The organism is Gordonibacter pamelaeae 7-10-1-b, from assembly GCF_000210055.1.
In the GTDB taxonomy this organism is placed as follows: domain Bacteria; phylum Actinomycetota; class Coriobacteriia; order Coriobacteriales; family Eggerthellaceae; genus Gordonibacter; species Gordonibacter pamelaeae.
This window is the reverse complement of sequence record NC_021021.1, coordinates 2,241,728-2,244,300: the sequence shown is the minus strand read 5'-3', so window position 1 is coordinate 2,244,300 and position 2,573 is coordinate 2,241,728. Positions and strand designations below refer to the sequence as shown.

Below are 2,573 nucleotides of genomic sequence, written 5' to 3'. Positions count from 1 at the left end.
GCCGTGAGCCCCGTGTCGGCCGCGCCCTCCGTGCGCGAGGCGCTCGTGGGGCAGCAGCGTCGCATAGGGCGCGCGGGCGACTACGTGGTGGAGGGCCGCGACATCGGCACGGTGGTGTTCCCCGAGGCAGAGGTGAAGGTGTTTCTCACTGCATCGGACGAGGAGCGCGCGCACCGCCGCGTGCGGCAGAACGCCGACCGCTCCATCGGCTCCATCGACTTCGACGAGGTCCTCGCCGACCTGCGGCGCCGCGACGAGCATGACTCCTCGCGCGCCACCTCGCCCCTCAAGCCCGCCGACGATGCCGTGCGCCTCGACTCCACGGGCCGCTACATAGAGGACGTCATCGACGAGATCGTGGAGCTCGCGCGCGAGAGGGCCGCGCGATGAGCCTGATCCTCCCGTACGAGAAGATATGGGACATGCCGCTCGGCGGCACGTCCGACGAGAAGCAGGCCCCCCACTGGGCAGGCAATCTCATCTGGGGATTCCTCGTGTTCGTGTTCAAGATCTGCTTCCGCTACCGCGTGGACAACCGCGAGAGCATCCGCGGTTTCGACAAGGAGAGCGGCGTGGTGGTGGTGGCGAACCACACCTCGTTTCTGGACGTGGCGTTCATGTACCTGGCCACGCGCCCGCAGCAATGGCTGCGCTTCATGGGCCGCGAGAGCCTGTTCGACAACGCCCACGGCCTAGTGGGGCAGATCCTCTCGCGCGTGGGCGCGTTCCCCGTCAAGCGCGACTCCGCCGACCGCACCGCCATCAAGCGCGCGACGCGCATGCTGAAAAACGACGAGATCGTGGGCATCCTGCCCGAGGGCACGCGCCGCGGCAAAGGCACGAAGACCCCCGAGATCCATTCCGGCGCCGCGTTCGTCGCGAAGATGGGGAAGGCCCCCCTCCTGCCCATGACCGTGCGCAACGCCGAGAACGTGAAGAGGAAGGGCGAGCGCCTGCGCTTCCCCAAGATCACCATCGAGTACGGCAACCCCCTGCTCGTGGAGGACTTCGACTTCCTGCCGAAGGAGGACCGCCTGGAGGGCTGCACGTGGTATGCCATGCGCGAGTGCTTCGCGCTGTCGCTGCGCGTGCCGCGCGAGCAGGTGGACATGCCCGCGCTGTTCCCCGGTGGACGCGACTTCACGGCTGTGTTCGAGGAGCATCCCGTGCCCGAGCACACCACGGCCGAGGTCGTGGCGGGCATCCGCGCGCCCCGGTTCCCGGTGGCTGGCGCAAATGCTTTGATCATCTAACTAATTGCGGTATGATGCAGGGGATGAGAACGAAGGATGAGAAGGAGGGAGGGCTGATGGACGGTTCCGCCAGGGATGCCGATGCCGTGTCCAAGCGGCGCGAGGAGATCGACGATCTGCTGTCCGGCACGTTCAACTCCATCCTGCGCATCGAGGAGCAGTCGCTCGACAACCGCCTGACGCACGGGCTCACCATCACCGAGGTGCACACCATCGTGGCCATCGGCCTGCACGAGCGCAACCCGATGAACGTGGTCGCGGCACGCCTGGGCGTGACGCTGGCCACCCTGACCACGGCCGTGAGCAAGCTGGCGGGCAAGGGCTTCGTTGAGCGCTCGCGCGCCGAGGACGACCGGCGCAAGGTGCTCGTGTCGCTCACCAAGAAGGGCCGGCAGGTGCTGCGCGCCCACAACCTGTTCCACCACCAGATGATCGACGAGGCGCTCGCCGGCCTCACCGAGGAGGAGGAGCGCGTGTTCGCCGAGGCGCTTTCCAAGGTGAAGGCGTTCTTCGACGCGCAGGCGTAGGCGCCCGCGCGGCACGCGGCCTGCTGCACGGGACATGCCGTGTGGGACATGCCGCGCGCTGCACATCCACGAATGTTTCACGTGAAACATTCGTTCGCGCGTACAAGTGTTTCACGTGAAACATCGTGACGGATGCCGTGTGAAAAGCGAGGGGCATCAAGACCGGCCAACCTCTGCGGGGCGGGGAGGGCGATGGTGCCGGCATGCCGGGCGCCCTGGTCGCCGTTCGCCATCCCGGTGCCTCGCGACGTGCGGGCGCGCAGAAATCGTGGAGCGGGCGCCGCAGCGCTTGCATTCGAAGGCTCCTCACCATACCATTACTCCCGTAGAAATACTTTGATTATCAAACTAAATGGCATGACGCGAAAGGAAGACCCATGGCTACCATCGACACCGTCAAGGAAGTGCTCGTCGAGAACCTCGACCTCGAGGCCGACAAGATCACCGAGGAGGCGACGCTCGAGTCGCTCGGCATCGACTCGCTCGACATGGTCGAGCTCATCTGCGACCTCGAGGAGAAGTGCGACGTCGAGTTCGGCGAGCCCGAGGGCATCGAGACGGTGGGCCAGCTGGTCGCGCACATCGACTCGCTGTAACACGCGTTGGCCGGGCCCCGTACGGGGCCCGTTTTGCCGCAGCCCGCACGGCGGGCGCTGGGAAGACGAGCGTCCCCGCGGGGACGGGACATGAAGACGAAGGGAACCGCGACCGTGAAAACGAGGATTACGGAACTGCTGGGCATCGAGGCGCCCGTCGTGCAGGGCGCGATGGCGCGCATCGCCGACGCGAGCCT

At 66.7% G+C, this 2,573-nt stretch carries 4 protein-coding genes; all 4 read left to right on the top strand.

The genetic code is table 11. The features are described 5' to 3' along the window. Positions 1–390: (d)CMP kinase (locus GPA_RS10415; protein ID WP_041239459.1), on the top strand; the 390-nt coding region annotated here is incomplete at its 5' end. Next, positions 387–1,253, top strand: a complete 867-nt coding sequence (locus GPA_RS10410; protein WP_015539845.1) for a lysophospholipid acyltransferase family protein — start codon at positions 387–389, stop codon at positions 1,251–1,253. The genes GPA_RS10415 and GPA_RS10410, both read left to right, overlap by 4 nt. A gap of 56 nt (positions 1,254–1,309) precedes the next feature. Continuing rightward, positions 1,310–1,780, top strand: a complete 471-nt coding sequence (locus tag GPA_RS10405; protein ID WP_041239458.1) for a MarR family winged helix-turn-helix transcriptional regulator — start codon at positions 1,310–1,312, stop codon at positions 1,778–1,780. 377 nt (positions 1,781–2,157) lie between these two features. Continuing rightward, entirely contained in the window at positions 2,158–2,376 is a 219-nt protein-coding gene (locus tag GPA_RS10400; protein WP_015539843.1) for an acyl carrier protein, read from the top strand. Positions 2,377–2,573 lie beyond the last annotated feature (197 nt).

What these genes read in the sequence shown, in the direction of transcription:
- GPA_RS10410 (WP_015539845.1), top strand. Translation starts at nt 387, where the DNA reads ATGAGCCTGATCCTCCCGTACGAGAAGATATGGGACATGCCGCTCGGC.
- GPA_RS10405 (WP_041239458.1), top strand. Translation starts at nt 1,310, where the DNA reads ATGGACGGTTCCGCCAGGGATGCCGATGCCGTGTCCAAGCGGCGCGAG.
- GPA_RS10400 (WP_015539843.1), top strand. Translation starts at nt 2,158, where the DNA reads ATGGCTACCATCGACACCGTCAAGGAAGTGCTCGTCGAGAACCTCGAC.